We start from the raw sequence: 24,630 nt of genomic DNA on the forward strand, positions 1-24,630 counted from the left end.
TATCTGGAAGACCCGTGCGGGGAGAGGAACCAGCCATGACCGTGTACGCGTACGCCGACGGCCCCCTGGGCGAGATGCTGCTGGTCGGGCAGCTCGCCGAAGGGGGCCGTGCCGTGCTGCGCTCGCTGTCCCTGCCGGGGCAGAAGGGCGCCGTCGAGGTCGAGGACGGATGGGTCCTGGCGCCCGAGGCCTTCGGCGAGGCCGTCGAGCAGCTCGGGGAGTACTTCGCCGGGCGCCGCGACCGGTTCGAGCTGTCGCTCGCCACCGACGCCGGGACGCCGTTCCAGCGGCGCGTCTGGGCGGCCCTGGAGGAGATCCCCTACGGCACGACCGTCTCGTACGGGGAGATCGCGCGGCGCGTCGGCTCCTCGGGCGCCGGGGTGCGGGCGGTCGGGACCGCGATCGGGCGCAATCCGCTGCTCGTGGTGCGGCCCTGTCACCGGGTGATCGGGGCCGACGGGAGCCTGCGCGGGTACGCCGCCGGGCTGGAGCGCAAGGAGCGGCTCCTGGGCCTGGAGGGGGCCCCGGTGTGACCGAGGGGCTCTTCCCGCGCGAGCGGGCCACGGTGGCGCCCGGCGCCGTGCACGTCCCCGGGTGGCTGCCGTTCGCCCGGCAGCGGGAGCTGGTGGACGTCTGCCGGGAGTGGGGGCGCGGGCCGGTGCCGTACCGGCAGACCGTGCTGCCCGGCGGGGGCGTCATGTCGGTGCGCTCGCTGTGTCTGGGCCGGCGGTGGGAGCCGTACCGCTATCTCGACACCGTCGGGGTCCCGCTGCCCGGGTGGCTGGTGGCCCTGGGCCGGGAGGCGCTGGCCGAGGCGTACGGGGACGACGGGGGTTTCACGCCCGACACCGCGCTGGTGAACTTCTACGCGCCGGGGGCGCGGATGGGGATGCACCAGGACCGGGAGGAGCGTTCGGGTGCGCCGGTGGTGTCGCTGAGCCTCGGGGACCGGTGCGTGTTCCGCTTCGGGAACGAGGAGAGCCGGGGCCGGCCGTACCAGGACGTGGACCTGGCCTCCGGGGACCTGTTCGTGTTCGGCGGGACCTCGCGGTGGGTCCACCACGGGGTGCCGAAGGTGTTCCCGGGGACGGCCGATCCGGGGCTCGGGCTGACCGGGCGGCTGAACATCACGCTCCGGGAGACGGGGCTGTAACCACGGCAAGGCACGCTCTAGGCTGCGGCGCATGAGTGCTGAGCTGCGGCGGTCCCTCGGTGTCTTCGACGCGGTCGTGATCGGGCTCGGTGCCATGGTCGGGGCCGGGATCTTCGTCGCCCTCGGACCGGCCGCCGGGGCCGCCGGGTCCGGCGGCGGGCTGCTGCTCGCGCTCGGGATCGCCGCCGTCGTCGCGTACTGCAACGCCATGGCCTCGGCGCGGCTCGCGGCCGTCCACCCCAGCTCGGGCGGTACCTATGTGTACGGTCGCGAACGTCTCGGACCGTTCTGGGGGTACCTGGCCGGCTGGGCGTTCGTGGTGGGCAAGACCGCCTCCTGCGCGGCGATGGCGCTGACCGTCGGGGCGTACGTGTGGCCGGGGCAGGCGCACGCGGTCGCGGTGGCCGCCGTGGTGGCCCTGACGGCCGTGAACTACGGGGGAGTTCAGAAGTCGGCGCTGCTCACCCGGGTGATCGTGGCGCTGGTCCTCGCGGTCCTCGCCGCGCTGGTCGTGGTCTGCCTCGGGGCCGGCTGGACCTCCCCGCTCGCACCCGGCGGGGAGCTGACCTACGGCGGGGTCCTCCAGGCCGCGGGTTTGCTCTTCTTCGCATTCGCGGGGTACGCGCGGATCGCCACGCTCGGCGAGGAGGTCCGCGACCCGGCCCGGACGATCCCCCGTGCCGTGCCGGTCGCGCTCGGGATCGCGCTCGCCGTGTACGTGCTCGTCGCCGTGAGCGTGCTCACCGTCCTCGGCCCCGGCGCCCTGGCCGACTCCCCCGCCCCGCTGACCGACGCGGCCCGCGCCGCCGGCGCCGCCGGGCTGGTGCCGGTGGTCGCGGTGGGCGCCGCCGTCGCCGCCCTGGGCTCGCTGCTCTCGCTGATCCTCGGGGTGTCCCGTACGGCCCTGGCCATGGCCCGGGACGGATACCTGCCGACGGCGCTCGCGGCCGTCCACCCGCGTTTCCAGGTGCCGCACCGGGCGGAGCTCGCGGTGGGCGCGGTGGTGGCCGCGGTGGCGGCGACGGCGGACGTGCGGGGCGCGATCGGCTTCTCGTCGTTCGGGGTGCTCGTCTACTACGGGATCGCGAACGCCTCCGCCTGGACCCTGGGGCCGGAGCGGCGGGCGCTCGCCGCGCTCGGGCTCGCCGGGTGCGGGGCGCTGGCCTTCGCGCTGCCGCTCGGCTCCGTCCTCGCGGGCTCGGCGGTCGTCGCGGCGGGGGTCGTGGCCTGGGCGGTCAGTCGAGGACGAGCCGAACCCCCGCGGCCGTGAGTCCCTCGGTGATCTCCCGGAAGGTGGCCGGGCGGCGTCCTGCCAGCGGGCGCACGCCGAGGCAGGCGCGGGCCACGCCGGCGTGGTGCCAGACGAGGGTCGTGCCCTCCAGCGCCTCGCCGACCTCCGGGAGGCCTCCGCGGAAGGTGTGGCCGGGGCCGTGGACGGTCTCGCCCACGGCGCAGAGGAAGGCGTCCTCGTCGACGACGCCGGTGCCGTCGAGGTGGTAGGTCGCGCCGGGGACGGGCTCCCGGGCGCCGTACGAGCCGAGTGCGGCGGCCTGGGCCAGCCACAGGGCCCGGCCGGGGCCGGGGAAGCGGCGCCAGGTTCCCGGCTCGGTGGGCCGGTCGCGCCAGAAGAGGTCCCACACCTCCCGGGTCGGGTGCGGCAGCAGGCCCGTACGGGGGAAGGACACGGTGAGGTCGATCAGACCCCGGTGGCCGGCGGAGGTGTCCCAGCCGGTGACGCGGCCCGCGTCGGCCTCGTGGTGGTGGTTCCCCAGCCAGGTGAGGCCCTGGTAGCGGACCGCGTCGAACTCCTCGGCGCCGGCGTCCAGAGCGGTGCGGAGCGCGCCGCGCGGGGAGCAGCCGAGGAAGGTGACCTCGGTGCGGCCGGTCCCGGTCTCGCGGGAGACCGGGATGAAGTGGGCGCAGGGGGTGGTGGCGCCCGACCCGTGGAGGCGGCGCGGGGCGCCCGCGCTCTCCACCGTGACGATGTCGCCGCGCGCGCCCAGGACGCGGACGGCGTCGAAGCGCCACGGCCCGTCGGGGGTCTCCACGTCGAGGGTGCCGAGCGGGGCCGTGCCCTCCACGATCGCCTCGGTGACGGCGCGGGCCAGCTCGCCGCGCGGTTCGCAGCCGCGGAGCTCGTACCGCGTGCGGGGCGGTGGGTCGGGCTCTCCGAAGAGGCCCTCGACGTCCGTGCAGAGCGCGACCGCGTACCGGCCGGAGAGCAGTGCGTAGCGGGGGTTCTGCATCAGCGGACGGTGGTGTGGCCGTACGCCTGGTCCGTGGGAACGATCTCCTTGCCCAGGGGCAGGAGCGAGACCGGGATCATCTTGAAGTTCGCGATGCCGAGCGGGATGCCGATGATCGTGATGCAGAGGGCGATGCCGGTGGTGATGTGGCCGAGGGCGAGCCACCAGCCGGCGAGGATCAGCCACAGCACGTTGCCGACGCAGGAGGGCGCGCCCGCGTCCCGGCGGTCGACGACCGTCTGCCCGAAGGGCCACAGGGCGTAGACGCCGATGCGGAAGGCGGCGAGCCCGAAGGGGATGCCGATGATCGTGATGCAGAGCAGGACGCCCGCGAGCATGTAGCCCAGGAACATCCAGAAGCCGCACAGGATCAGCCATATGACGTTGAGGATCGTCTTCACGGGCGGTGACCTGCCATCTGTTCGAGCCGGGCGATGCGCTCGGCCATCGGCGGATGGGTGGAGAACATCTTGGACATGCCCTGTCCGGGCCGGAAGGGGTTCGCGATCATCATGTGGCTCGCGGTCTCGATCCGGGGCTCGGGGGGCAGCGGCAGCTGCTTGGTGCCCGCGTCCAGCTTCCGCAGGGCGCTGGCCAGGGCGAGCGGGTCGCCGGTGAGCTGGGCTCCGGAGGCGTCGGCCTCGTACTCCCGGGAGCGGGAGATGGCGAGCTGGATGATCGAGGCGGCGATGGGGCCCAGGATGACGATCATGAGGTACCCGAGGAGGCCGGGGCCGTCGTCGTCGTTGGAGCGGCCGACCGGGATCAGCCAGGCGAAGTTGACCAGGAACATGACCACGGACGCGAGCGCTCCTGCGACCGAGGAGATCAGGATGTCCCGGTTGTAGACGTGGCTCAGCTCGTGGCCGAGGACCCCGCGCAGTTCGCGCTCGTCGAGGATCGCGAGGATGCCCTCGGTGCAGCAGACGGCGGCGTTGCGCGGGTTGCGGCCGGTGGCGAACGCGTTCGGCGCCTGGGTCGGCGAGATGTAGAGCCGAGGCATCGGCTGCCGGGCCTGGGTGGAGAGCTCGCGCACCATCCGGTAGAGCGCGGGCGCCTCGAATTCGCTGACCGGGCGGGCGCGCATGGCCCGCAGCGCCAGCTTGTCGCTGTTCCAGTACGCGTACGCGTTGGTGCCGAGCGCCACGACGAGGCCGACGATCAGCCCCGTACGCCCGAAGAAGCTGCCGATGACGATGATGAGGGCCGAGAGCCCTCCGAGGAGTACGGCGGTCCTCAGCCCGTTGTGCCGGCGGTGCACGGTACGCCCTCCAAGTGGTGCGGCAGGGGAACCCTTTGCTGCGTGGTCGTCCTCTCCCGGACGTCGTCCGGGGGGAGGTCCACCTCCAGTGGACCCTTCCGTACTGGTCAACGCCAGGCGGGAAGCTCGGGTTCCCCGGGCCGTACCGGGGGTGGTGTGCGCCGTTCGGGTGATCAGCGGGCGGCGGGGACCGCGAGCTTCTCCAGGCTGGTGGCGGCGGGCTCGATCTCGCTGGTGCAGTGGGCGCAGCGGGTGGCGATGGCCGGGATCTCGGTGAAGCAGCGGGGGCAGTCGCGCTTCTCGGCCTTGGGGTCGGCGGCCTCGGCCTTGGCGAACCTGTCCTGGATCTTGGTCATCGGGACGACGATCAGGAAGTAGAGGACGGCGGCCGTGATGACGAAGGCGATGATCGCCGCTATGGCCAGGCCGTACGGGAAGACCGTGCCCTGGACCTTGAAGCTGGCCTCGCTGAAGTCGCCGACGGAGCCGGTGGCGAGACCGATGAGCGGGGTGATGAACGCCTTGCTGAAACCCGTGACGACGGCCGTGAACGCGGAACCGACGGCCAGACCGATGGCCATCGAGATGACGTTCCCGCGAAGTATGAAGTCCTTGAATCCGTTCAGCACGGGGTCTTGCTCCTCGTTCTTTTTCTGTGGGGGGACGGGCTCTTCCGGGGGTCAGAAGAGGCTGTTCGCGGCGAAGCGGAGGGCGAACTGCGGGTAGCCCGACAGGACGGCTCCGGCGACGGCGGTCAGCGCGATCGCCAGGGTGATCGGCACGGGGGCCCGGTGGGGGGCCTTCTCCGCGCCCTTCCCCGGCGCGGCTTCCGACGCGGTTCCGGGCACGGTCTCCGGCGTACGGAACAGCATTGCCGTCCAGCGGAGGTAGTAGTACAGCGCGATCACGACGTTCACCGCCATGATCACGGCCAGCCAGCCGAGGCCCGCGTCGACGGCCGCCGAGAAGACGGTCACCTTGGCGAAGAGGCCGATGATACCCGGGGGCAGACCGGCCAGATTCAGCAGGAAGAAGCCGAGCGCGAGGGCGGCGGCGGGGCTCGTCGCGTACAGGCCCCGGTAGTCCGCGAGGCGGTTCAGGGGGTGTCTGCGGGCGACGAGCGCGACCACCGCGAAGGCGCCGAGGTTCACCACGGCGTACATCAGGGCGTACGCGACGGTGGCGCCGACCTGGTCGTCGCTGGAGTACGCGGCGGCCGCGATCGGCACCAGGAGGTAGCCGGCCTGGGCGACCGACGACCAGGCGAGCAGCCGTACCGCGCTCCACGCGCGCGTGGAGACCTGCCGCAGGGCGGCGACGTTGCCCGCGGTCATGGTCAGCGCGGCCAGGGCCGCGAGCGCCGGGCCCCACACGTCCGCGTACGAGGGGAAGGCGACGACCGTCACCAGGATGAGGCCGGTGAAGCCGACGGCCTTGCCGACCACCGAGAGGTAGGCGGCCACCGGCAGCGGGGCGCCCACATAGGTGTCGGGGACCCAGAAGTGGAAGGGGACGGCGGCCGTCTTGAAGGCGAAGCCGACGAGGGTGAGGGCGACGCCCGCCTCGGCGAGCGTCTGGAGCTGGCCGGGCACGTCGTCGAGGCGCTGGGCCAGCTCCGTGAGGTGGAGGGTGCCGGTGGCCGCGTAGACGAAGCTGACGCCGAGCAGCGTGACGGCGGTCGCGGTCACGGACGACAGGAAGAACTTGAGCGCCGCCTCCCCGGACCTGCGGTCGCCGCGCTTGAGGCCGACGAGCGCGAACGCGGGCAGCGAGGCCACTTCGAGGGCGATGACCAGGGTCGCCAGGTCGCGGGAGGCGGGCAGCAGCGCCGCTCCGGCGGCGGAGGACAGCAGCAGGAACCAGAACTCGCCCGCCGGGAGCTTCTCCGCGGTCTCCGTGAGCGAGAGCAGCGCCGTGAGGAGCGCGCCGCCGAGCACGAGCAGCTGGATGACGAGGGTGAAGTGGTCGGCGGTGTAGCTGCACGCGCTGACCTGGGTGTCGGCCGTGAGGCAGAACGTCGAGCGGTCGCCGGCCCGCAGCGGGACGAGGAGGGCGAGGGCGGCGACGAGGCCGCCGATCGCGGTCCAGCCGAGGACCCGCTTGCGTTCCTCGGGGACGAAGAGGTCGGCGACGAGGACCACGAGGGCGGCCACGGCCGTCAGGGTCGGGGGCGCGATCGTGAGCCAGTCGACGGACTGGACGAGCGACTCGCCGGCGAGCGTCGTCACTGCGGTCATCGGGTGCCTCCGGCGAGGAGCTGCTGGACGGCCGGGTCGGTGAGGCCGAGGAGGACCGCGGGCCAGAGTCCGGCGAGGACGGTGAGGACGACGAGGGGGGTCCAGGCGGCGAACTCGTACCCCTGGACGTCGGCGATCGGGGTCTCCCCGGCGGGCCGGGGGCCGCCCATGCAGACCCGGCGGACGACGAGGAGGAGGTACGCGGCGGTGAGCAGGGTGCCGAAGGCGCCGATCGCCATGAAGGTGAGGAAGGCGGGGCGGCTGAGGCCCGCGGCCGGTTCGAAGGCGCCGAACAGGGCCAGCATCTCGCCCCAGAAGCCGGCCAGGCCGGGCAGGCCGAGGGAGGCGACGGCGGCGAAGGCGAGGAGGGCGCCGAGGCGGGGGGCGCGGCCGTAGAGGGCGGCGCCGGTGGCCCCGGCGAGGGTGTCGAGGTCGGCGGTGCCGTAGCGGTCCTTGACGGCGCCGACCAGGAAGAACAGCAGGCCGGTGACGAGGCCGTGGGCGACGTTGGCGAAGAGCGCGCCGTTGACGCCGGTGGGGGTCATGGTGGCGATGCCGAGGAGGACGAAGCCCATGTGGCCGACGGAGGAGTACGCGATGAGGCGCTTGAGGTCGCCCTTGTTGCCGGACCGGGCGAGGGCGAGGCAGGCGAGCGATCCGTAGATGATCCCGGCGACGGCGAAGGCGGCGAGGTACGGGGCGAAGGTCGCCATGCCGTCGGGGGCGATCGGCAGGACGATCCGGACGAACCCGTAGGTGCCCATCTTGAGCAGGACGCCGGCGAGGAGGACCGAGCCGACCGTGGGGGCGGCGGTGTGGGCGTCCGGGAGCCAGCTGTGGAGCGGCCACATCGGGGTCTTCACGGCGAGCCCGAGACCGATCGCGAGAACGGCGATGACCTGCACCGATGTGGTCAGTCCACGGCCGTTGTCAGTGGCGAGTGCCACCATGTCGAACGTGCCCGCCTTCACGCCGATGAGGAGCAGGCCGAGCAGCATGACGACCGAACCGAGCAGCGTGTAGAGGATGAACTTCCAGGCGGCGGCCTGCCTGCCCTCGCCGCCCCAGCGGGCGATGAGGAAGTACATCGGGATGAGGACCATCTCGAAGGCCAGGAAGAACAGGACGAGGTCGAGGACGGCGAAGGTGGCGAGGGTGCCGGACTCCAGGACGAGCAGCAGGGCGACGAAGGCCTTCGGGGACGGGCCGCTCGGCATCTTGAAGTAGCTGTACAGCGCGCAGAGGAAGCTCAGGAGCGCGGTCAGGACCAGGAGGGGGAGGGAAATGCCGTCGACACCGAGGTGGATCCGCACGTCCAGTGCCCTGATCCAGCTGATGTCGGTCGTGGCCTGCATCCTCGACGGCTGGTCGTGGTCGAAGCCGAGGACGAGGACGATCGCGGCCAGCAGGACGACACCGGTGACGGTGACGCCGTGGCGCAGAACGGCCTGGTCGGGTGACTTCCCCTTCAGTCCGGGCGGGGCGGGGAGCAGAGCGGCGGCGGCGCCGAGGAGCGGGACGGCGACGATCGACGCCAGAAGGAACTGCATCACGGATTCGCTGATATCGATCACGTCTCACGCTCCGGCGACGGCGTTGGCGAGGGCGACTGCGGCGATCACCAGGACGACGGAGCCGGCGAGCAGGGCGCTCAGATAGGTCTGCACGTTGCCGGTCTGGGCGCGGCGGACGAGCCGGCCGAGCCCCTTGGCGGAGTTGCCCGCGGCACGTACGTAGGTGTCGACGACCTCGCGGTCCAGGAAGCGGACCAGGGAGGCGGCGGCGAGGACGGGCCGGACGAACGCGGCCCGGTAGACGGCGTCCAGGTGGAAGCCGTCGGCGGCGGGACCGTGCAGCGGGCCGAGGAGGGCGCGGCCGGGGTCGGCCGGGTCCTCCGCCGGGTGCGGCAGGTGCAGCGCCTCGGCCTCGACGAGTCCCGCGTCGGCGTCGGGGTGGGCGACGTGCGGGGCCGGAGCCGGGACGGCGGCGGTGCGGGCGGCGAGGGTGCGCCAGGCCGCGTACGTGATCACGGCCCCGGCGGCGGCGAGGCCGGTGCCGAGGACGGCGGTGGTGAGGGTCGGGGTGAGGTCGTTGCCGTCGAACCAGTCGTCCAGGTAGGTGACGGTCAGCCCGAAGCCCAGGGAGGGGACGGCGAGCACCCAGAGGACGGTCGTCATCGCGATCGGCTGGCGGCCGTGATCGGGGGCTTCGGCGCCGCGGCCGCGGAAGGTCCGCAGCCAGAGGCGGAGCGCGTACGCGGCGGTCAGCAGGGCGGTGAGCAGGCCCGCGACGAGGACGGTCCAGCCGGCCCCGGCGGGGGCCACGGTCCGCTCCCCGAGCGCGGTGTGCTCGGCGGCGACGAGGACGGCTTCCTTGGAGAAGAAGCCGGCGAAGGGCGGGATCGCGGCGAGCGCGAGGAGGGCGACGGTCATCGTCCAGTACGCGTCCGGGACGCGCTTCGCGAGGCCGCTCATGCGGGACATGGCGGTCAGCGAGTTCGTACCGGCGGCGTGGATGACCGTGCCGGCGGCGAGGAACAGCAGCGCCTTGAAGGCGGCGTGCGAGAGGAGGTGGAAGACGGCGGCGCCCCGGTCGCCGACGGCGAGCGCACCGGCCATGTAGCCGAGCTGGCCGATCGTCGAGTACGCGAGGACCCGCTTGATGTCGTCCTGGGCGAGCGCGGCGAGCGCCGAGCCGACCATGGTGATCGCGGCCATCACGGCGAGCACCGTCAGCGCGGCGGCGGAGGCGGCGAAGACGGGCAGCAGCCGGGCCGTGAAGTAGATGCCGGCGGCGACCATCGTCGCCGCGTGGATGAGCGCGGAGACGGGGGTGGGGCCGGCCATGGCGTCCGGGAGCCAGGTGTGCAGCGGGAACTGCGCCGACTTGCCCGCCACGCCGGCGAGCAGCAGCAGGGCGATCAGGGTGGGGTGGTCGAGGCCGCCGCTCGCGACGGCGCCGAGGACGCCCGTGATGCGGAAGGTGCCCGCGTCGGCGGCGAGCGCGAAGAGACCGATGAGGAAGGGGACGTCACCGAGCTTGGTGACGAGGAAGGCCTTCAGGGAGGCGGCCCGCGCCTCGGGGGTCTCCCAGTAGTGGCCGACGAGGAAGTACGAGCAGATGCCCATGATCTCCCAGCCGACCAGCAGCACCATCAGGTCGCCGGAGTAGACGACGAGCAGCATCGCGGAGGTGAAGAGGGAGACGAGCGCGGCGTACGAGGGGTAGCGGGGGTCCTCGCGGAGGTAGCCGGTCGAGTAGATCTGCACACAGGTGGCGACGAGGCCGACCAGGACGGCGACGAGGGCGGCGAAGCCGTCGATGTGCAGGGCCAGGTCGATGGGGACCGAGCCGGTGGGGGTGAGCTGGGTGGCGGCGTCGATCGCCTTCCCGCCGCCCTGGCGGGCGGCGACCACGGCGGCCAGGACGGCGGCAGCGAGCGTCGGCAGCACGGCGAGCGGGCGGACGAAGCCGGGCGCGGTGCGGCCGAGCAGGAGTCCGGCGACGGAGCCGAGGAAGGGCAGGAGGGGGACGAGGACGGCGAGGGTCGTGGTGGTCACGCGGTGGCCTCGGCCTTCTCGCCGGTGGGCGCGTCGTCGTCCGCGGGGGTCGCCGCCGCGGGTGCGTCGTCCGGGGACGAGGGGTGCTCCGCCGTGTCGCGGAGGCGGTCGATGTCGGCGGTGCCCTTGTTGCGGTGCACCATCAGGACGATCGCGAGGCCGATGCCGATCTCCGCGGCGGCGACGGCGATCGTGAAGAGGGTGAGGGCCTGGCCGGCGTGCAGGGTGTCGCGGAGCCAGACGTCGAAGGCGACCAGGTTGAGGTTGACGGCGTTGAGCATCAGCTCGACGGACATCAGGACCAGGATCGCGTTGCGGCGCGCGAGGACGCCGTACACGCCGATGGCGAAGAGGAGGGCGGCGAGGACGGCCGGGTAGGCGAGATGCATCAGCGCTCCCCTTCCTTCTTCTTGCGGGAGAGCACGATGGCGCCGACCAGGGCGGCGAGCAGGAGGACGGAGAGCGCCTCGAAGGGCAGCACCCAGTGCCGGAAGAGGGTCTCGCCCGAGGTCTTCGTCGAGCCCTGTACGGCTCCGTCCAGGTCGATCCACGTCGTACGGAAGGCGTCGACGACGACCCAGACGAGCGCGGCCCCGGCGGCCAGGGCGACCGCGAGCGCGACCGGCCTGTTGCCGGAGTCGGCGTCCGGGGAGCGGCCGATGGGGGCCTTGGTGAGCATGAGGCCGAAGAGGAGGAGGACGACGACGGAGCCGACGTAGATCAGGACCTGGACCCAGGCGATGAACTCGGCCGTCAGGAGCAGGTACTCGACCGCGAGTCCGCCGAGAGCCACGACCAGCCAGAGCGCTGCGTGGACGAGCTGACGGGTGGTGACGGTGACGACGGCGGCGCCGAGGGTGACGAGACCGACGAGGAGGAAGGCGATCTCGACGCCGGTCGGGGAGAGGAAGCCGTGGGCCTGCTGTGCTAGCTGCGCCGCTTGGGTCGTGTGTGCTGCCAGGATCACTGCTGCTCCCCCTCGGCGGCGGCCGCTGCCGCCGCTGCCGCGGCCTTCTCCGCCGCCTTGCGGGCCGCCGCGATCTCCTTCGGTTCCTCCGCGCGCGGGTCGAGCGCGGGCGGTTCCGGGACCGTCCACATCCACTCGCGGAGCTTGTCGCGCTCGTGGGTCAGCTCGTGGATGTCGGTCTCCGCGTACTCGAACTCGGGCGACCAGAACAGCGCGTCGAAGGGGCAGACCTCGATGCAGATGCCGCAGTACATGCAGAGCGAGAAGTCGATGGCGAAGCGGTCGAGGACGTTCCGGCTGCGCTCGCGGCCGCCGGGGGCCGCCGCCGGCACCGTCTCCTTGTGGGAGTCGATGTAGATGCACCAGTCGGGACACTCGCGGGCGCAGAGCATGCAGACCGTGCAGTTCTCCTCGAACAGGCCGATGACCCCGCGGGTGCGGGGCGGCAGCTCGGGCTGCACGTCCGGGTACTGCGCGGTGACGGTCTTCCTCGTCATCGTGCGGAGGGTGACGGCGAGGCCCTTGGCGAGGCCGGAGCCGGGGATGGGCATTACTGGATCGCCACCTTCACGATGCCGGTGAGCGCGATCTGCGCGAGCGCGAGCGGGACGAGGGTCGTCCAGGCGAGCTTCTGGAGCTGGTCCTCGCGCAGGCGCGGGTAGCTGACCCGCAGCCAGATCACGACGAACGCGAGGACGGCGGTCTTGAGGAGGGTCCAGACCCAGCCGAGACCGTCCGCCCCGAAGGGGCCGTGCCAGCCGCCGAGGAAGAGGACGGTGGTGAGACCGCAGAGGACGACGATGCCGGCGTACTCGGCGAGCAGGAACAGCGCGAAGCGGAGGCCGGTGTACTCGGTGTACGCGCCGAAGATGATCTCCGAGTCGGCGACGGGCATGTCGAACGGGGGCCGCTGGAGCTCCGCGAGGCCGGCCACGAAGAAGACGAGCGCGCCGGTGATCTGCCAGGGCACCCACCACCACTCGAAGGCGTTCAGGATGCCGGGGAGGGAGACGGTGCCCGCGGCCATCGCGACGGAGGCGGCGGCGAGGAGCATCGGCAACTCGTACGCGAGGAGCTGGGCGGCGGTACGGAGGCCGCCGAGCAGCGAGAACTTGTTCGCGGACGCCCAGCCGGCCATCAGGCTGCCGAGCACGCCGACGCCCATCACCGCGAGCGCGAAGAAGATGCCGGCGTCGACGACCTGGCCGACGGCGCCCTCGCTGGGGCCGATCGGGATCGCGACGAGCACGAGGAGGTACGGGAGGAGGGCGACGGCCGGCGCGAGCTGGAAGATCCGCCGGTCCGCGTCCTTCGGGACGACGTCCTCCTTCTGCGCGAACTTCACGCCGTCGGCGACGAGCTGGGCCCAGCCGTGGAAACCGCCGGCGTACATGGGACCGAGGCGGCCCTGCATGTGGGCCATGACCTTGTGCTCGGTCTGCCCGACGACGAGCGGCAGCACGAGGAACACGGCGAAGACGACGAGCAGCCGGAGGGCGACGTCGAGTACGTCGTTCACGCGGGATCGCCTCCGGCGGGGGTGGTGGGGTCGGTGTCGCGTTGGGGGGCGGGGGCGCCCTCGGTGACGGCGGGGGCGGACTCCGTGGCCGGTTCGGCCGGGGTGTCCGGCTTCGGCGGGGCGGGGGGCTCCTCGTCGAAGGCCGGGGTGGCGTGGTGCCACGGGGCGTCCGAGCTGCGGGTACGCGGAGTCGCCGGGCCGGCGGGCGCGGGGCCGCCCGGGCCCGCCGCCTGGCTCGCGGAGCCGTCGGCCGCCGACCGGGAACGGCGCGGCGGGCGCGCGGGCGCGGCGGGCGGGGCGTCAGCGGTCGGCTCGGCAGCCGGAGCGGTCGGAGCCGGAGCGGTCGGTTCGGCAGCCGGAGCGGTCCGCTCGGGAGTCGTGGTGTCCGTCGCCGGGGGTGTGCTTCCCGGCTCCGGAGTCGGAGTGTCCGCCGCCGGAACCGTCGTGTCCGATGCGGGGGTCGCCTGGCTCGCCGAGCCGTCCGCCGCCGAGCGGGAGCGGCGCGGCGGGCGCGCCGCGGCCGTCGGGGTGTCCGGGCCGGTCGGTTCCTCCGTGCCCTTCGGCTCCGTCTGGCTCGCCGAGCCCTCCGTCACCGAGCGGGAGCGGCGCGGCGGGCGCGCCGCCGCCGTCGGGGTGTCCGGGACCGTCGGCTCCGGCTGGCTCGTCGAGCCTTCCGTCACCGAGCGGGTGCGGCGCGCCGGGCGGTCGCCCGCCGTCGCTCGGGCCGGGCGGGTCGGGGCCGGGGGGAGCTGGCCCTTCAGGGGGCCCCACTCGTTGGGGTCCGGGACGCCCGGCGGGAGCATCTGGCGGCGCTTCGGGCCGCCGCCGTCGTGGGACTCGCCCGGTTCCTTCGCACCCGGCCACGCCTTCGCGACCCGGGCCGCGAGGACGAAGTCCTTGCGCAGCGGGTGGCCCTCGAAGTTCTCGGGGAGAAGCAGCGGCACCAGGTGCGGGTGGCCCTCGAAGGCCACGCCGAACATCTCGTGGGTCTCGCGCTCGTGCCAGCCCGCCCCCGCGTACACCTCGATCGCGGTGGGCAGCACCGGCGCCTCGTGCGGGACGGTCGTGCGCAGCAGGAGGCGGCGCGGGCGGCCCCCGGACAGGGACACGACGTGCGCGCAGACCCGGAAGCCCGTGCCCGGCTCGTCCACCGCGCTCAGCCAGTCGAAGTACGTGCAGCCCAGCTCGTCGCGGGCGGTCGTGAGCGCCGTGATCCAGGAGGCCGGCGGGACGTCGACCGTCAGCAGGTCGTACGCCCGCTCCGCCGTCGCCTCCTCGCCGAAGATCTCCGTGACGGCGTCCGGGAGGGAGTCGTACCCGTTCACCGGTTGCCTCCCGGCGGCGGGACCAGGGGGCTCGTCAGCTGGGAGACCGACGCGGCGGTCGCGTACCGCTCCGCCAGGCTCTCCCGCGCGATCTTCTCCTGGAGCTTGAGGATGCCCTGGAGCAGCGCTTCGGGGCGGGGCGGGCAGCCCGGTACGTACACGTCGACCGGGATGATCTGGTCGACGCCCTTGGTGACCGAGTACGAGTCCCAGTAGGGCCCGCCGCAGTTGGAGCAGGCGCCGAAGGAGATGACGTACTTCGGCTCCGGCATCTGCTCGTAGAGCCGCTTCACGGCCGGTGCCATCTTGTCCGTCACCGTGCCCGAGACGATCATCAGGTCGGCCTGGCGCGGGCCGGGCGCGAAGGGGATCACGCCGAGCCGGATGAAGTCGTGCCGGGCCATCGACGCGGCGATGAACTCGATCGCGCAGCAGGCGAGCCCGAAGTTGAAGACCCACAGGCTGTAGCGGCGGCCCCAGTTCAGGACCACCTTCATCGGCTCGGGGGCGAGGCGCGCGAGCGTCCCCAGCTTCGGGGCCGGCAGGGGTGTGGGCAGGGGTGTTACGTCCATGCCAGGACGCCCTTCTTGTACGCGTAGAGCAGCCCCACGGCCAGGAAGCCGAGGAAGACGAACATCTCGACCAGGGTCGCGGCGCCGAAGCCGGGCGCGGCGAAGACCGTCGCCCAGGGGAAGAGGAAGATCGAGTCGACGGCGAAGACGACGTAGAGGAAGGCGTACACGTAGTAGCGGACCTGGGTGTGGGCCCAGCCCTCCCCCACGGGGTCGACGCCGCACTCGTACGTCAGGAGTTTCTCGGGCGTCGGCACGACGGGCCGGAGCAGCCGGCCCGCGCCGAACGCCACGGCGACGAAGAGCACGCCGACGACGGCGAGCAGTCCGACGACGGAATACGTCTGGAAGTAGTCCGCCGCGTCGGCCGCGACAACGGTCGGTTCCCGCACGTCCGCCCCTCGGTCTCGGTGTCTCATGAGTCACTTCTGTACGGTCGCGAGTCTAGGCCCTGCTAAAGGGACCGTAAGCAGTCGCGTACGCGCTCCCGCACCGGGTCCCGTACGGGCTCCCGCGCGCCTCCCCTACGGCGGCACCCGGTGTGCCCGTACCACCCCGTCAGGGTCCGGGTGGGGATATCCCCCCTCACGCTCACCGACCTCCCCCATGGCGTCGCGCACCGCCCGACCGGCAGTCTGGGGACCATGACCGCTGATCACGGCGCCGCCGCCGCCTCGCCTCCCCGCAAGCGCACCGCCTACGGGAAGGAGACCTGGAAGGAGATCGCCTTCCTGCTCTCCAACCTCTTCACGACGCTGGCCGGTTTCGTCTACGCGGTCGTGAGCGTGCTCCTCGGCGTCGGTCTCTCGGTCACCGTGATCGGGCTTCCGCTGCTCGCGCTCGGGCTCGGCGGCGCGCGGCTCATCGGCCGTTCGGAGCGCGCCCGGGCGCGCGGGCTGCTCGGGGTGAAGGTCGCCGAGCCGTCCCCGCTGCCGCGGCACCGCGGTTTCTTCGGCTGGCTGTGGGGCTCGCTGAAGGACCCGGTGGCCTGGCGGACCCAGCTGTACGGGCTGATCCGGCTGCCCTGGGGCATCCTGACGTTCACGGTGGGCCTGGTCTCGCTCCTCGTCCTCTGGCCCGTGCTCCCCTTCCTGTCCCGGGGCCTGGCCAACGCCGACCGGGGGATGGTCCGGGGGCTCCTCTCGCCCTCCGACGAGCTGGAGCGGCGGATCGCCGAGCTGGAGTCGGACCGGGGCGTGGTCGTCGACACCGCCGCGGCCGACCTGCGGCGCATCGAGCGCGATCTGCACGACGGCGCGCAGGCCCGGCTCGTCGCCCTCGCGATGGGGCTCGGGCTGGCGAAGGAGAAGCTCCTCGACGACCCGGAGGGGGCGGCGGCGATGGTCGACGAGGCCCACGGCGAGGTGAAGCTCGCGCTCCAGGAGCTGCGGGACCTCGCCCGGGGCATCCACCCGGCGGTCCTCACCGACCGGGGGCTGAGCGCCGCGCTCTCCTCGGTCTCGGCGCGCTGCACGGTGCCGGTGAAGGTGACCGTCGACCTGGCGGAACGTCCGGCGGAGGCGATCGAGGGCATCGCGTACTTCACGGTGTCGGAGCTGCTCCAGAACGTCTCCAAGCACGCGCGTGCCCGGACGGCGTCGGTGGAGGTGTGGCGGACCGGTGAGCGGCTGATGCTCCGGGTCCACGACGACGGGACGGGCGGGGCGAGCTTCGACGGCGGCACGGGGCTCGCGGGGCTCGCGGAGCGGCTCGGCGCGGTGGACGGCCTGCTGGTCGTGGACTCGCCGGCGGGCGGCCCGACGACGGTCACGGCGGAACTGCCGTGGCGCTCGCGGCCGGCCGCGTGAGGCCTTGTGCGCGTGGGCTTGTGGGGGTCTCGGGGCCTGTAGGGGTCCTGCGAGCCCGTAAGGGGCCTGCGAACCCGGTAGGGGTCCGAGCACCCGTAAGGGGTCGGCGCACCCGTAGGGGCCCGAGAACCCGTAAGGGCCCTGCGCACCCGTAGTGGCCCTAGCACCCGTACCCCGCCCCTCCCCCGCCCCCCAGGTAGGGAAAACCCCCGCCCGTAGACGCCCACCCGCCTCATGGTCCGGCGGGGCCCGGGACGGAACCCTGGAACACGTAAGCCCGCCCCTCCCCAGCCCGCCCCTCCCCGAGCAGAGAAGGACCCCGCGATGGCCTCCCACCGACTCCCCGCCGCGATCCGCGCGCCGTTCGAGGCCCGCACCTGGCGTGCCCTCCTCCACGTGCTGATCGGGCTGCCGCTCAGCGTCTGCTGGTTCGCGCTCTCCATCGCGTTCGTGTCGGCCGGCGCCGGGCTGCTGATCACCTTCCTCGGGATCCCGATCCTGGCCGGGGCGCTCGCGATGTGCCGGGGCTTCGGCGCGGTGGAGCGGGCCAGGGCGCGCGGGCTGCTCGATCTCGACGTGCGGGCGCCGGAGCCGGTGCGGGGCCGGACGGGCGGGGCGTTCTCCTGGATGGGCGCGATGCTGAAGAGCGGGGCGTCCTGGCGGCACCTGCTGTACGCGGTGCTGCACATGCCGTGGGCGGTGTTCTCGTTCTCGGTGACCGTGGCGTTCTTCTCCTGGGGCTGGAGCCTCTTCACGTACCCGCTGTGGCAGTGGGTCTTCCCGATGTACGCGGGGCAGGACGGCCTCCAGCTGTACGGCGACGGCTCCCACGACTTCTACCTGGACTCCCCCTTCGAGATCGCCGTCACCAGCCTCGTCGGCCTGCTGTTCGTGATGGCCGGCCCGTGGCTGCTGCGCGGTTTCGTCGCCGTCGACCGGCTGCTCGTCTCCGGGCTGCTCGGCCCGTCCCGCCTCGCCTCCCGCGTGACGGAGCTGGAGTCGGACCGGGGCGTGGTCGTCGACACCGCCGCGGCCGACCTGCGGCGCATCGAGCGCGATCTGCACGACGGCGCGCAGGCCCGGCTCGCGGCGCTCGCCATGGATCTGGGGCTCGCGAAGGAGAAGCTCGCGGAGGACCCGCAGGCGGCGGCGGTGCTGGTCGACGAGGCGCACGGCGAGGTGAAGCTCGCGCTCCAGGAGCTGCGGGACCTCGCCCGGGGCATCCACCCGGCGGTCCTCACCGACCGGGGGCTCGACGCGGCGCTGTCGGCGGTGGCCTCGCGGTGCGCGGTGCCAGTGTCGGTGGACGTGGACCTGCCGGCCCGGCCGGTGCCCGCGATCGAGGGGATCGCGTACTTCGCGGTGTCGGAGCTGCTCCGGAACGTCACGGCGCACGCGCGGGCGCGGCGGGCCTGGGTGGACGTGTGGCGCACCGGGGACCGGCTGATGCTCCAGGTGCGGGACGACGGCGTGGGCGGCGCGGAGGTGGCCGCCGGGCGGAGCCTGGAGCGGCTGTCGGACCGGATCGGCGCGGTGGACGGGGTCCTGGCGGTGGACTCGCCGGCGGGCGGTCCGACGACGGTGACGGTCGAACTGCCCTGGCGGGCGTGACCGCCTGCGACGGACCGACCACCCGGGGCCTCGTGCCCCGGGGCGGTCTCCGTTCCTTCCCGCCCACAGCCCCGTAAGGCCCCCGACCCTGCGATGCTGGCCCGGTCGCAGCGAGAGTCGGACAACGGGGCAATGGAGGCAGTACGGCGTGGGTGTGCAAGACGTGGCGAGTCGGGTTCGGGTGGTCATCGCCGAGGATTCGGTGCTGTTGCGGGAGGGGCTGACCAGGCTCCTGACCGATCTGGGGCACGAGGTCGTGGCCGGTGTGGGGGACGGTGAGGCGCTCGTCGAGACCGTCGCCGGGCTCGCGTCCGAGGGCGCGCTGCCGGACGTGGTGGTGGCGGACGTGCGGATGCCGCCGACGCACACCGACGAGGGGGTCCGGGCGGCGGTGCGGCTGCGCAAGGAGCATCCGGGACTGGGGGTGCTGGTGCTGTCGCAGTACGTGGAGGAGCAGTACGCCACCGAACTCCTGGCCGGTTCCAGCCGGGGTGTGGGCTATCTGCTGAAGGACCGGGTCGCGGAGGTCCGTGAGTTCGTGGACGCGGTCGTGCGGGTCGCCGGGGGCGGTACGGCGCTGGACCCCGAGGTGGTGCAGCAGCTGCTGGGCCGGAGCCGTCAGCAGGACGTGCTGGCGAACCTGACCCCGCGCGAGCGGGAGGTCCTGGGTCTGATGGCGGAGGGCCGGACGAACTCGGCCATCGCGAAAGCGCTGGTCGTGAGCGACGGCGCGGTGGAGAAGCACATCAGCAACATCTTCCTGAAGCTGGGCCTCTCGCCGAGTGACGGCGATCACCGCCGGGTACTGGCGGTGTTGACGTATCTGAAATCCTGACGATCTGACACTCTATCAGATCACACGGAGAACGGAGGGCCGACCGGCCGCGTCCGAGGGTCCTAGATCCAAAGGATGAGGCGGAATCCGACTTTCCGGAACACTCCGGGTGGCGACAGAACGTGACGATTCAGGGCAAGAGGGCGTCTCAAAAAGAGGTCCACGATGTGAGAAGTCCCGGGAGGGCCCTCCTTACCGTCGTAGGGTGGGCCTCGGGACGGACGGTGATCGGCCGACCGCATCCCGAGCCTTCTCCCGCCTCCGGCGGAGAGTCCCCTTGCCGCGAGGGAGGTCCAGTTCAGTGACCAGCCAGGTCAGTAGCGAGGCCGGTGAGGCCCTGCTCGGGGAGCAGCGCAGCGCCCCGGCGAAGCCGCACCACGGCACCGAGAAGGAAGTGCGCCGGCTCGACCGGGTGATCATCCGCTTCGCGGGTGACTCCGGCGACGGCATGCAGCTCACGGGTGACCGGTTCACCTCGGAGACGGCGTCCTTCGGGAACGACCTCTCCACGCTGCCGAACTTCCCGGCCGAGATCCGGGCACCCGCCGGAACCCTGCCGGGCGTCTCGTCCTTCCAGCTGCACTTCGCCGACCACGACATCCTGACGCCGGGCGACGCCCCGAACGTGCTGGTCGCGATGAACCCCGCCGCCCTCAGGGCGAACATCGGGGACGTGCCGCGCGGTGGCGAGATCATCGTCAACACCGACGAGTTCGCCAAGCGCGCCATGGCGAAGGTCGGATACGCGACCTCGCCCCTCGAAGACGGTTCGCTGGACGGCTACCGGGTCCACCCGGTGCCGCTCACCACGCTGACCGTCGAGGCCCTCAAGGACTTCGGCCTCTCCCGGAAGGAGGCCGAGCGCTCCAAGAACATGTTCGCGCTCGGGCTGCTGTCCTGGATGTACCACCGGCCGACCGAGGGCACCGAGACGTTCCTGCGGCAGAAGTTCGCCAAGAAGCCCGCCATCGCGGAGGCGAACATCGTCGCCTTCCGGGCCGGCTGGAACTTCGGCGAGACCACCGAGGACTTCGCCGTCTCGTACGAGATCGCCCCGGCGACCCGTGCCTTCCCCACCGGCACCTACCGGAACATCTCGGGGAACCTGGCCCTGTCGTACGGCCTGGTCGCCGCCTCCCGTCAGGCCGACCTGCCGCTCTACCTGGGCTCGTACCCCATCACCCCGGCCTCGGACATCCTCCACGAGCTGTCCCGGCACAAGAACTTCGGCGTGCGCACCTTCCAGGCCGAGGACGAGATCGCCGGCATCGGCGCCGCGCTCGGCGCGGCCTTCGGCGGTTCGCTGGCCGTGACGACGACCTCCGGCCCCGGTGTGGCGCTCAAGTCGGAGACCATCGGCCTCGCGGTCTCCCTGGAGCTGCCGCTGCTGATCGTCGACATCCAGCGCGGCGGCCCGTCCACGGGCCTGCCGACCAAGACCGAGCAGGCCGACCTCCTCCAGGCCATGTACGGCCGCAACGGCGAGGCGCCGGTGCCGGTCGTCGCCCCGAGGACGCCCGCCGACTGCTTCGACGCGGCGATCGAGGCCGCCCGGATCGCGCTCACGTACCGCACACCGGTCTTCCTGCTCTCCGACGGCTACCTCGCCAACGGCTCCGAGCCCTGGCGGATCCCGGACGTCGACGAACTGCCCGACCTGCGGACGCGGTTCGCCACCGGGCCGAACCACACGCTCGACGACGGCACCGAGGTCTTCTGGCCGTACAAGCGCGACCCGGAGACCCTGGCCCGCCCCTGGGCGGTGCCCGGCACCCCCGGTCTCGAACACCGCATCGGCGGCATCGAGAAGCAGGACGGCACCGGCAACATCTCGTACGACCCCGCGAACCACGAGTTCATGGTCCGCACCCGGCAGGCCAAGATCGACGGGATCGACGTCCCCGACATCGAGGTCGACGACCCGGACGGCGCGGCCACCCTGGTCCTCGGCTGGGGTTCCACCTACGGGCCCATCACGGCGGCCGTCCGCCGCCTCAGGGTCGCGGGCCACCCCATCGCCCAGGCCCACCTGCGCCACCTCAACCCCTTCCCGAAGAACCTCGGGGAGGTCCTGGAGCGGTACGAGAAGGTCGTCGTCCCCGAGATGAACCTCGGCCAGCTCGCCACCCTCGTCCGGGCGAAGTACCTCGTCGACGCCCGCAGCCACACCCAGGTCAACGGGATGCCGTTCAAGGCCGAGCAGCTCGCCGCCGCTCTCAAGGAGGCCATCGATGCCTGAGCCCCTCCTCAACCTGGTGCCCAGGGCCGAGGCGCAGCAGACCATGAAGGACTTCAAGTCCGACCAGGAGGTCCGCTGGTGCCCGGGCTGCGGTGACTACGCCGTCCTCGCCGCCGTCCAGGGCTTCATGCCCGAACTGGGCCTGGCGAAGGAGAACATCGTCTTCGTCTCCGGCATCGGCTGCTCCTCCCGCTTCCCGTACTACATGAACACCTACGGGATGCACTCGATCCACGGCCGCGCCCCGGCCATCGCGACCGGTCTCGCCACCTCGCGCCGCGACCTGTCGGTGTGGGTGGTGACCGGCGACGGCGACGCGCTCTCCATCGGCGGCAACCACCTCATCCACGCCCTCCGCCGCAACGTGAACCTGAAGATCCTGCTCTTCAACAACCGGATCTACGGGCTCACCAAGGGCCAGTACAGCCCCACCTCCGAGGTCGGCAAGATCACCAAGTCGACCCCGATGGGCTCCCTGGACGCGCCCTTCAACCCGGTGTCGCTGGCGCTCGGCGCGGAGGCCTCCTTCGTGGCCCGTACGGTCGACTCCGACCGCAAGCACCTCACCGAGGTGCTGCGGCAGGCCGCCCAGCACAACGGCACGGCGCTCGTGGAGATCTACCAGAACTGCAACATCTTCAACGACGGCGCCTTCGAGGTCCTGAAGGACAAGGACCAGGCCAGGGAAGCCGTCATCCGCCTCGAACACGGGCAGCCGATCCGCTTCGGCGCCGAGAACGAGAAGGGCGTCGTCCGCGACCAGGCCACCGGCGACCTCCAGGTCGTCACGGTCACCCCGGAGAACGAGTCCCGGATCCTCGTCCACGACGCCCACGGCGCCTCCCCCACCACCGCCTTCGCCCTCTCCCGCCTCGCCGACCCCGACACCCTCCACCAGACACCCATCGGGGTCTTCAGGTCGGTGGACCGGCCGGTCTACGACACGCTGATGGCGGATCAGCTGGAGACGGCCGTGGAGCAGCAGGGCAAGGGCGATCTGAGCCGGCTCCTCGCGGGCAACGACACCTGGACCGTGGTCGGCTGACACCGCGCCACCGAGGGGGCCCGGTCCGCACCGCGGACCGGGCCCTCTCATGTGCCCGCCGCCTCCCGCGCCTTCCTGGCGGCGGTGTCGTCCCTGGTCGCCTTGAGGTAGCCGCCGAGGAAGCGGGGCGCGCCCCGCTCGATCCGGTGGACGTAGACCTGATCGGTGAACCGGTAGACGTTCGCCCGGTCGAAGCCGTACGTCTTGGCCACCCCCCGGTACGTGAGTTCCCGCAGCCGCCGGGTCAGCGCGCCCCGCTCCACGGCGAGCCCGTCCCGCACCAGCCGCGCCATCGCCTCGGCGACGGCGAGCACCACGTCGTACGCCTCGGCCGCGTACCGGTCGACCGGTGCCGCGCCGGACAGCCCCCACCGCTTCCGGTACGCGGCGGTGAAGTCCTTCGCGGTGGGCGTCAGGGCCGGGTCGACGTAGCTGGTGCCGAAGACCCACCCCTCGGCGGCGGGGCCCGCGACCTCCAGGAACTCCGGTTCGAGGGCGTACTCGACGGCGCCGCGGAGGCCCTTGAAGCCCTGGGCCGCGAGTTCCCTGGCGCAGAGTCCGGCCCGGCGCGGCGAGAGGCCCGCGTAGAAGAGGCCCTCCGCGTCCGCCGCCAGTGCGGCGCGGACGACGGGGCCGAAGTCCTCGGTGCCGGCGGCCGTCCGGAGGCGGGTGACGGTGACCCGTGCGCCGTCGAAGGTCTCCTGGGCGGACACGGCGGAGTACCAGGCGTAGGTGCCCGCCGCCCGGTCCTCGACGACCGCGACCCTGCGTTGCCCGCGGACGACGGCGAGCGTCGAGAAGCCCAGCTGGAGCATGTCGCGCGGCGGACGCATCTCGAAGTAGGAGGGTGCGTGCGCGACCTGCGGGATCCGCTCGAACTCGATGCCGGTGGCCACGCACGCGTACACGAGGGCGTGGCGCTGGTAGGTCTCGGCAGCGGTGAGGGCGACCTCGGGGGTGGTCGGCCCGAGGACGGCGAGGACCGAGCGGTCCCTGCCGAAGGCCTCGGCCGCGGCGGCGGCCCGGCGCGGGTCGCCGGCGTCGTCACGGACCTTCACCGCGAGGTCGAACGGCCGCCCGGCGCGGGCGTTGAAGGCCTCCACGGCGAGGCGAACACCCCGCTCCTGGCCCCGTCCCGCGTCCTTCCGGGCGCCGCTCAGATCGGTCTGGACGCCGATCGTGTACGTGGTGAGCGGCCGGGGCGGACCGCCCGTACCGGTGGCCGTGCCCGGGGAGCGGGTCATCAGCCAGGCGGCGAGGCCGCCCGTACCAGCGACGGCCGCCGCCGACCCGAGGGTCAACATCCGCCGCCGCGAGGGGCCTTGGGGCGGTTCCTCGGGCACGAGCACGGTCGGTTCGGCGACCGGCAGGTCGAGGACCCGTGAGGAGCGGTGGGCGATCAGGGTGGGCAGGCCGTCCGGCAGCCAGTCGCCCGCGGGCCCCTCGGCGTCCCCGAGTTCGTCCCGTACCTCCGCCGCCGTGGGCCGGTCCGCCGGGTCCTTCGCCAGGCAGGCCTCGACCAGCGGCCGGATCGTGTCCGGCACTTCGGCGAGGTCGGGTTCCTCGTGGACGGCCCGGTAGACGACGGCCGCGACCCCGCCGGTGCCGAAGGGGCGTTCGCCGGTGAGCGCGTACGCGAGGACGCAGCCGAGCGAGAACACGTCGGCGGCCGGCCCGACATCGCCGGAACCGGCGACCCCGGCCTGTTCGGGGGCGAGGAAGCCGGGGGTGCCGATCATCGCGTCGGTGGCCGTCAGGGCGGTCGCCCCGGCGGTACGGGCGATGCCGAAGTCGATGAGCCGGGGCCCGTCGAGGGCGAGCAGGACGTTCCCCGGCTTGACGTCCCGGTGGACCAGCCCGGCCGCGTGCATCCCGGCGAGCGCGGAGGCGAGCCGGGCGCCCAGGGCGCAGACGGTCGCCTCGGGCAGGGCGCCGTGCAGGCCCACCGCCTCGGCGAGCGAGGGCCCCGGCACGTACTCGGTCGCCAGCCACGGTTCCCGGGCCTCCGGGGCCGCGTCCAGGACGCGCACGACCCAGCGTCCGGTGACGCGCTCGGCGGCGCGGGCCTCGCGGCGGAAGCGCTCCCGGAACCCAGGGTCGGTGGCGTGCTCGGCGCGGATCAGCTTGAGCGCGGCGAGCGCCCCGCCTGCGGAGCGGGCGAGGTAGACCACGCCCATGCCGCCCGCGCCGAGCCGGCCGAGGAGGCGGTACCCGGCGACGGCCGAAGGGTCGCCCTTGCCCAGCGGTTTCAC

The 24,630-nt window shown here is 72.9% G+C and carries 23 protein-coding genes; 8 read left to right on the top strand and 15 right to left on the bottom strand.

Features of this window, described 5'->3' with window-relative positions; all coding sequences use genetic code 11:
* Positions 1–35: 35 nt before the first annotated feature.
* From ASD33_RS02620 to ASD33_RS02630, 3 genes are read left to right on the top strand one after another with little or no spacing between them, the layout of a single operon-like run.
* Positions 36–533 (top strand): methylated-DNA--[protein]-cysteine S-methyltransferase, encoded by a 498-nt coding sequence (locus tag ASD33_RS02620; RefSeq protein WP_056552477.1) that lies wholly within the window; start codon positions 36–38, stop codon positions 531–533.
* Positions 530–1,153, top strand: coding sequence for an alpha-ketoglutarate-dependent dioxygenase AlkB (locus tag ASD33_RS02625; RefSeq protein WP_056552480.1), 624 nt, complete (start codon positions 530–532; stop codon positions 1,151–1,153). Before ASD33_RS02620 ends, ASD33_RS02625 begins: the two co-directional genes overlap by 4 nt.
* Before the next feature lie 31 nt (positions 1,154–1,184).
* Positions 1,185–2,423, top strand: coding sequence for an amino acid permease (locus ASD33_RS02630; protein WP_056552481.1), 1,239 nt, complete (start codon positions 1,185–1,187; stop codon positions 2,421–2,423).
* Here ASD33_RS02630 and ASD33_RS02635 read toward each other — a convergent pair.
* The 14 genes from ASD33_RS02635 to ASD33_RS02700 form a co-directional block, all read right to left on the bottom strand.
* Positions 2,389–3,399 carry a hypothetical protein gene (locus tag ASD33_RS02635; RefSeq protein WP_056552483.1) on the bottom strand — a complete coding sequence of 337 codons (1,011 nt, stop codon included), beginning with the start codon at positions 3,397–3,399 and terminating at the stop codon, positions 2,389–2,391. The genes ASD33_RS02630 and ASD33_RS02635 overlap by 35 nt on opposite strands.
* Positions 3,399–3,800, bottom strand: a complete 402-nt coding sequence (locus tag ASD33_RS02640) for a YccF domain-containing protein (protein ID WP_056552485.1) — start codon at positions 3,798–3,800, stop codon at positions 3,399–3,401. The genes ASD33_RS02635 and ASD33_RS02640 overlap by 1 nt, the downstream gene beginning before the upstream one ends.
* Entirely contained in the window at positions 3,797–4,660 is an 864-nt protein-coding gene (gene htpX, locus ASD33_RS02645) for a zinc metalloprotease HtpX (RefSeq protein WP_056552487.1), read from the bottom strand. Before htpX ends, ASD33_RS02640 begins: the two co-directional genes overlap by 4 nt.
* Before the next feature lie 173 nt (positions 4,661–4,833).
* On the bottom strand, positions 4,834–5,289 hold the full coding sequence (gene mscL, locus ASD33_RS02650) for a large conductance mechanosensitive channel protein MscL (protein WP_056552490.1): 456 nt from the start codon (positions 5,287–5,289) through the stop codon (positions 4,834–4,836).
* Positions 5,290–5,340: 51 nt separating this feature from the next.
* Positions 5,341–6,897 carry an NADH-quinone oxidoreductase subunit N gene (locus ASD33_RS02655; RefSeq protein WP_056552491.1) on the bottom strand — a complete coding sequence of 519 codons (1,557 nt, stop codon included), beginning with the start codon at positions 6,895–6,897 and terminating at the stop codon, positions 5,341–5,343.
* Complete coding sequence (locus ASD33_RS02660) at positions 6,894–8,447, bottom strand: NADH-quinone oxidoreductase subunit M (protein ID WP_056552493.1); 1,554 nt, start codon at positions 8,445–8,447, stop codon at positions 6,894–6,896. The genes ASD33_RS02655 and ASD33_RS02660 overlap by 4 nt, the downstream gene beginning before the upstream one ends.
* A 27-nt stretch (positions 8,448–8,474) precedes the next feature.
* The gene (locus ASD33_RS02665) at positions 8,475–10,457 is read right to left on the bottom strand and encodes an NADH-quinone oxidoreductase subunit L (RefSeq protein ID WP_056552495.1); all 1,983 of its coding nucleotides are present in this window, start codon (positions 10,455–10,457) and stop codon (positions 8,475–8,477) included.
* Positions 10,454–10,846 carry an NADH-quinone oxidoreductase subunit NuoK gene (gene nuoK / locus ASD33_RS02670; RefSeq protein ID WP_056552497.1) on the bottom strand — a complete coding sequence of 131 codons (393 nt, stop codon included), beginning with the start codon at positions 10,844–10,846 and terminating at the stop codon, positions 10,454–10,456. Before nuoK ends, ASD33_RS02665 begins: the two co-directional genes overlap by 4 nt.
* Positions 10,846–11,424 carry an NADH-quinone oxidoreductase subunit J gene (locus ASD33_RS02675; RefSeq protein ID WP_242426809.1) on the bottom strand — a complete coding sequence of 193 codons (579 nt, stop codon included), beginning with the start codon at positions 11,422–11,424 and terminating at the stop codon, positions 10,846–10,848. The genes nuoK and ASD33_RS02675 overlap by 1 nt, the downstream gene beginning before the upstream one ends.
* Positions 11,421–11,975, bottom strand: coding sequence for an NADH-quinone oxidoreductase subunit I (locus ASD33_RS02680; protein ID WP_056552500.1), 555 nt, complete (start codon positions 11,973–11,975; stop codon positions 11,421–11,423). Before ASD33_RS02680 ends, ASD33_RS02675 begins: the two co-directional genes overlap by 4 nt.
* Positions 11,975–12,943 carry a complex I subunit 1 family protein gene (locus ASD33_RS02685; RefSeq protein WP_056552503.1) on the bottom strand — a complete coding sequence of 323 codons (969 nt, stop codon included), beginning with the start codon at positions 12,941–12,943 and terminating at the stop codon, positions 11,975–11,977. Before ASD33_RS02685 ends, ASD33_RS02680 begins: the two co-directional genes overlap by 1 nt.
* Positions 12,940–14,268, bottom strand: coding sequence for an NADH-quinone oxidoreductase subunit C (locus tag ASD33_RS02690; RefSeq protein ID WP_056552511.1), 1,329 nt, complete (start codon positions 14,266–14,268; stop codon positions 12,940–12,942). The genes ASD33_RS02685 and ASD33_RS02690 overlap by 4 nt, the downstream gene beginning before the upstream one ends.
* Positions 14,265–14,840, bottom strand: a complete 576-nt coding sequence (locus ASD33_RS02695; protein WP_056552514.1) for an NADH-quinone oxidoreductase subunit B — start codon at positions 14,838–14,840, stop codon at positions 14,265–14,267. The genes ASD33_RS02690 and ASD33_RS02695 overlap by 4 nt, the downstream gene beginning before the upstream one ends.
* Positions 14,831–15,259 (bottom strand): NADH-quinone oxidoreductase subunit A, encoded by a 429-nt coding sequence (locus tag ASD33_RS02700; protein WP_079044502.1) that lies wholly within the window; start codon positions 15,257–15,259, stop codon positions 14,831–14,833. The genes ASD33_RS02695 and ASD33_RS02700 overlap by 10 nt, the downstream gene beginning before the upstream one ends.
* 225 nt (positions 15,260–15,484) lie before the next feature.
* On the opposite strand from ASD33_RS02700, the gene ASD33_RS02705 reads away from it, so the two are divergent.
* The 5 genes from ASD33_RS02705 (at position 15,485) to ASD33_RS02725 (ending at position 22,378) form a co-directional block, all read left to right on the top strand.
* On the top strand, positions 15,485–16,648 hold the full coding sequence (locus ASD33_RS02705; RefSeq protein ID WP_056552523.1) for a sensor histidine kinase: 1,164 nt from the start codon (positions 15,485–15,487) through the stop codon (positions 16,646–16,648).
* A 324-nt stretch (positions 16,649–16,972) separates the two neighbouring features.
* Entirely contained in the window at positions 16,973–18,259 is a 1,287-nt protein-coding gene (locus tag ASD33_RS02710) for a sensor histidine kinase (RefSeq protein ID WP_056552526.1), read from the top strand.
* A gap of 154 nt (positions 18,260–18,413) precedes the next feature.
* Positions 18,414–19,094, top strand: coding sequence for a response regulator transcription factor (locus tag ASD33_RS02715; protein ID WP_199863445.1), 681 nt, complete (start codon positions 18,414–18,416; stop codon positions 19,092–19,094).
* A gap of 301 nt (positions 19,095–19,395) precedes the next feature.
* Entirely contained in the window at positions 19,396–21,333 is a 1,938-nt protein-coding gene (locus tag ASD33_RS02720; protein ID WP_056552531.1) for a 2-oxoacid:acceptor oxidoreductase subunit alpha, read from the top strand.
* On the top strand, positions 21,326–22,378 hold the full coding sequence (locus ASD33_RS02725; protein ID WP_056552535.1) for a 2-oxoacid:ferredoxin oxidoreductase subunit beta: 1,053 nt from the start codon (positions 21,326–21,328) through the stop codon (positions 22,376–22,378). Before ASD33_RS02720 ends, ASD33_RS02725 begins: the two co-directional genes overlap by 8 nt.
* A 47-nt stretch (positions 22,379–22,425) precedes the next feature.
* Here the strand turns inward: ASD33_RS02725 and ASD33_RS02730 are convergent, their stop codons facing one another.
* Positions 22,426–24,630: a bifunctional serine/threonine-protein kinase/ABC transporter substrate-binding protein gene (locus ASD33_RS02730; RefSeq protein ID WP_056552537.1), complete on the bottom strand. Its 2,205-nt coding sequence runs from the start codon at positions 24,628–24,630 to the stop codon at positions 22,426–22,428.

It is taken from the genome of Streptomyces sp. Root1304 (genome assembly GCF_001426405.1).
Lineage (GTDB): Bacteria > Actinomycetota > Actinomycetes > Streptomycetales > Streptomycetaceae > Streptomyces.

Excerpts from the sequence above, each read along its gene's own strand:
- ASD33_RS02620 (WP_056552477.1), top strand. The coding sequence starts at position 36 with ATGACCGTGTACGCGTACGCCGACGGCCCCCTGGGCGAGATGCTGCTG.
- ASD33_RS02630 (WP_056552481.1), top strand. The coding sequence starts at position 1,185 with ATGAGTGCTGAGCTGCGGCGGTCCCTCGGTGTCTTCGACGCGGTCGTG.
- ASD33_RS02635 (WP_056552483.1), bottom strand. The coding sequence starts at position 3,399 with ATGCAGAACCCCCGCTACGCACTGCTCTCCGGCCGGTACGCGGTCGCG.
- ASD33_RS02655 (WP_056552491.1), bottom strand. The coding sequence starts at position 6,897 with ATGACCGCAGTGACGACGCTCGCCGGCGAGTCGCTCGTCCAGTCCGTC.
- ASD33_RS02660 (WP_056552493.1), bottom strand. The coding sequence starts at position 8,447 with ATGCAGTTCCTTCTGGCGTCGATCGTCGCCGTCCCGCTCCTCGGCGCC.
- nuoK (WP_056552497.1), bottom strand. The coding sequence starts at position 10,846 with ATGCATCTCGCCTACCCGGCCGTCCTCGCCGCCCTCCTCTTCGCCATC.
- ASD33_RS02680 (WP_056552500.1), bottom strand. The coding sequence starts at position 11,975 with ATGCCCATCCCCGGCTCCGGCCTCGCCAAGGGCCTCGCCGTCACCCTC.
- ASD33_RS02695 (WP_056552514.1), bottom strand. The coding sequence starts at position 14,840 with ATGGACGTAACACCCCTGCCCACACCCCTGCCGGCCCCGAAGCTGGGG.
- ASD33_RS02700 (WP_079044502.1), bottom strand. The coding sequence starts at position 15,259 with ATGAGACACCGAGACCGAGGGGCGGACGTGCGGGAACCGACCGTTGTC.
- ASD33_RS02705 (WP_056552523.1), top strand. The coding sequence starts at position 15,485 with ATGACCGCTGATCACGGCGCCGCCGCCGCCTCGCCTCCCCGCAAGCGC.
- ASD33_RS02710 (WP_056552526.1), top strand. The coding sequence starts at position 16,973 with ATGGCCTCCCACCGACTCCCCGCCGCGATCCGCGCGCCGTTCGAGGCC.
- ASD33_RS02725 (WP_056552535.1), top strand. The coding sequence starts at position 21,326 with ATGCCTGAGCCCCTCCTCAACCTGGTGCCCAGGGCCGAGGCGCAGCAG.